Genomic DNA, 3,747 nt, shown 5'->3' with positions numbered 1-3,747 from the left:
AGCGAAGGCGGAAGCAATCCAGGCTGCCCCGTGGAGGCAGCCGCGCGCCTCACGCCGATCCCTCACACCGCCTGCGGTGTCCTGATCTCGCGCGGGAGAATGATCGCGGCTGCGATCGCGAGCAGGCAGAGGGCGGCGAAGGCATGCAGCATGGTGACGAAGCCGCCCTGCTCGTAGAGCCAGGCGACTAGGCCGACCGAGGCGCCGGCGGCGGTGAAGCCGATGAAATAGCGCACGGCATAGGCGCGCGAGCGCCATTCCTCGCTGGTGTATTTGCCGACCATCGCGTCGTTGACCGTGACCTGCCCGAACGCGCCCATGACGATGCCGATCGAGACCAGGATCAGCGGCAGATTGGACAGGCTCGCGGCCAGATACAAAAACGGCGCCAGCATGAAGGACAGCGGCAGCGCCACCGTCTTCAGCGAATAGCGATCGAGCAGCCGGCCGATCGTGTATTGCGTCATCGCGCCGAACACATAGACGCAGGCCGCGATGACGCCAAGCAGCGCCGGGCTTTTGGTGAGATCGGCGAGCCGCTCGGCGAACAGCTTTGGCAGCGCGACGGTGACGGCATTGAAGGTCGTCGAGATCGCGATCACCACGATCAGCAGCGACAGGATCACGCGCCACATGTCCTGCTTGGCGACGCGCGCCTGCGCCGCCGCCTGTTTCGAACCCTTGCGGTCCTCGTGCACGACCATCATCGCAAACGCGATGCCGATCAGGATGGTGACGATGCCCGGGACGATGAAGGCGAAGCGCCAGCCGAGATATTGGCCGATCACGCCGGTGACCAGCGCCGACGATGCGACGCCGAGATTGCCCCAGACGCCGTTGATGCCCATCTCGCGGCCGAGCCTGTCAGCGTAGGAGACGATCATGGCGGTGCCGACGGGATGATAGATCGAGGCAAAAATGCCGATCGCGAACAGCGCCGCGCCAAGCTGTGCCGGGGTCTGCACGAAGCCGACCGAGATCATGGAGGCGCCGATGCCGACGAAGAAGATCAGCATCATGTGGCGGCGGCTCCAGCGGTCGCCGAGCCAGCCGGTGAGCAGCGAGCCCGCGCCGAAGGCGACGAAGCCCGGCGTCGCATAAGGCAAGAGCTCCGAATAGGCCATGCCGAGCGCCGGTCCCATGATGATCACCGCGGCGGCGAAAATCAGCATCGCGTAATGGTCGATGAAATGGCCCGCGTTGACGAAACTGATCACCCGGCTGGGGCTGTTCATGGGAATCCTCTCCTGCTCCGAAATGAGTTATATGTCTTGGGCATGACGGGATGCTGCCAATGACTGTCGTCGAGACGCCAATCCTCCGGGCAGTCCGGAGCAACCATCGCTCGCCCGCGGGCGTGCATCTGGTCGCGCGCGACTACCCCAAGGGCATGCGGATCGATCCGCATTTGCACCGCGAGGCGCAGCTGATCTATGCCGCCAGGGGCACCATGCAGGTGACGACTCCCGGGGGACGCTGGCTGGTGCCGCCGGACCGCGCGGTCTGGGTCCCCGCCGGGCTCCAGCACGCCATCGATTTGCTTGCCGATATCGAGATGCGCACGCTCTATTTCGACCTCGCCTGGCTGAAGCGCGAGCAGCGCCATGAGGGACTGACCAGGGAATTCGTGGTGCGGGTGTCGCCGCTGCTGAACCAGGCGATCCTCGCGCTGTTCGAGGCGCAAAATACCGAGGAGCGGACCGATCTGCTGGTTCGGCTGGTGATGCTGGAACTGGTCCAGGCCGAGGATTCCGCGACCTTCGTGCCGCTGCCACACGAGCCGCGCTGCCGGCGCGCGGCCATGATCGTGCTCGACGATCCCACCGGCCTGCACGACATCGACGCGCTGGCGCGCGAGGTCGGAACCTCCGCGCGCACGCTGTCGCGGCTGTTTTCGACAGAGACGCAGCTGAGCTTCAAGAGCTGGTGCCAGCGCGCAAGAATTGCGGCGGCGATCCAGCGGCTGTCGACCGATGCCAATGTGTCGGTGAAGCAGCTCGCGACCCAGCTCGGCTATGCCAGCGTGCCTGCGTTTTCCGCAGCGTTCCGTCAGGTGACGGGGCGGACCCCGACGGAGTTTGCTACACACTCGGTGTCATCGCCCGGCTTGACCGGGCGATCCAGTACTCGGGGACGGCGCGGCTAGAACCGAAAAGCTGCGGCATACTGGATGCCCCGGTCAAGCCGGGGCATGACAACTTTCTTTGGGTTTTCGAAACGCACGCCCCCGCTAAACTTGCCAAATTCCCCCGCTTGATTGTGATCGGCTTCCGCCCAAATCCCGTGTAAGATTCCCGCACCGCACAAACCCGACACGAAAGCCCCGATGGCCAACGCCTTCTTCTCCGACTTGCTCACCACCATCTCCGAGCGCGGCCGCACGCTGCTTCGCCGCGGGGATTCTGCCGACACCAAGCCAGACGCCGACGGGCTCATCGAGCTCTGTGGCGCGCTGCTGTCGGGCCGGGGCGAAGCGTCGGGCACGGCGATGGCGCGTGAGGTGCTCGACATCTACCAGGAGCTGGATGCGGCGGGACGTCGCGCTTTCTTCGAAGCCCTGGTGCGCGATTTCGGCCCGGATCGGGAACGCCTGTCCAAGGCGATCGAGACATGGCGTGCCAAGCCGGCCGACGAGGATGCCAGCGCGCTTCATTTCGCCTCCGAGCCGCGCCGGCAGGAGCTGATCCGCCGCCTCAACCGCGCACCTGGCGGCACTGGGGATCTCGTCAAGATGCGCGCCGACCTGCTCGACATGAGGAACGGGCACACCGATCTCGCCGCACTCGATCGCGACGTTTCCCATCTTCTCTCGTCATGGTTCAACAGGGGGTTTCTCGTGCTGCGCAGGATCGACTGGTCGACCCCGGCCAACATCCTCGAAAAGATCATCCGTTATGAGGCCGTGCACGAGATCAGCGACTGGGACGATCTGCGCCGCCGCATTGATCCGGTCGACCGCCGCTGCTACGCCTTCTTCCATCCCGCAATGGTGGACGAGCCCCTGATCTTCGTCGAGGTCGCGCTGACGGAGACGATCCCCGGCGCGATCGCGCCGCTGCTCGCCGTCGATCGCCCCTCCGTCCCGATCGAGCGCGCCCGCACCGCCGTGTTCTACTCGATCTCCAACACCCAGCGCGGTCTCGGCGGCATCTCCTTCGGCAGCTTCCTGATCAAGCAGGTGGTGGAGGAGCTGCGCCGCGAATTGCCCAAGCTCGACAATTTCGTGACGCTGTCGCCGGTACCGGGCTTCATGCCATGGGTGAAGCAGGACAAGGATTTGCCGCTTTCGGATGAGGACCGCGAAGTGCTGAAGCGCCTCGACGATCCCAAATGGTTCGAGAACCCCGAGACGACCACGCTGCTGCGTGGCGTGATCGAACCGCTCGCGGCGCACTACTTCCTCAAGGCGCGCACGCCGAAAGGCAAGCTGATCGACTCCGTCGCCCGCTTCCATCTCGGCAACGGCGCCCGCCTCGAGCGCATCAACTGGTTAGGCGATCTCTCGCCCAAGGGCGTGCGCGAGTCCGCCGGCGTGATGGTCAACTACCTCTACCGCCTCGACGACATCGAGAAGAACCACGAAGCCTACGCCAATGACGGCGAGGTCGTGGCCTCGAGCGCGGTGAAGAAGCTCTTGAAGGGCGAAGGGCGACGGCTGCTGGATATGCGGCTGTCGTAAGGGACGTCCGGCTCGCGCCACATCGTCAATGCGAACGCAGCCGACGACGCACTCTCGCCGTCATTGCG

General features: G+C 65.1%; 3 protein-coding genes. 2 read left to right on the top strand and 1 reads right to left on the bottom strand.

Features of this window, described 5'->3' with window-relative positions:
* Positions 1-62: 62 nt before the first annotated feature.
* Entirely contained in the window at positions 63-1,235 is a 1,173-nt protein-coding gene (locus tag IVB47_RS04900; protein WP_027519745.1) for an MFS transporter, read from the bottom strand.
* A gap of 59 nt (positions 1,236-1,294) precedes the next feature.
* Here IVB47_RS04900 and IVB47_RS04895 point away from each other — a divergent pair, with 59 nt between their 5' ends.
* Positions 1,295-2,146: a helix-turn-helix transcriptional regulator gene (locus tag IVB47_RS04895; RefSeq protein WP_247287875.1), complete on the top strand. Its 852-nt coding sequence runs from the start codon at positions 1,295-1,297 to the stop codon at positions 2,144-2,146.
* A 180-nt stretch (positions 2,147-2,326) separates the two neighbouring features.
* Positions 2,327-3,679 carry a malonyl-CoA decarboxylase gene (locus IVB47_RS04890; RefSeq protein ID WP_027570588.1) on the top strand — a complete coding sequence of 451 codons (1,353 nt, stop codon included), beginning with the start codon at positions 2,327-2,329 and terminating at the stop codon, positions 3,677-3,679.
* Positions 3,680-3,747 lie beyond the last annotated feature (68 nt).

The sequence above is a fragment of the Bradyrhizobium sp. 62 genome (assembly GCF_023073035.1).
Lineage (GTDB): Bacteria > Pseudomonadota > Alphaproteobacteria > Rhizobiales > Xanthobacteraceae > Bradyrhizobium.
Note: the sequence above shows the minus strand (reverse complement) of the source record. Positions and strands in the feature narration are given on the sequence as shown.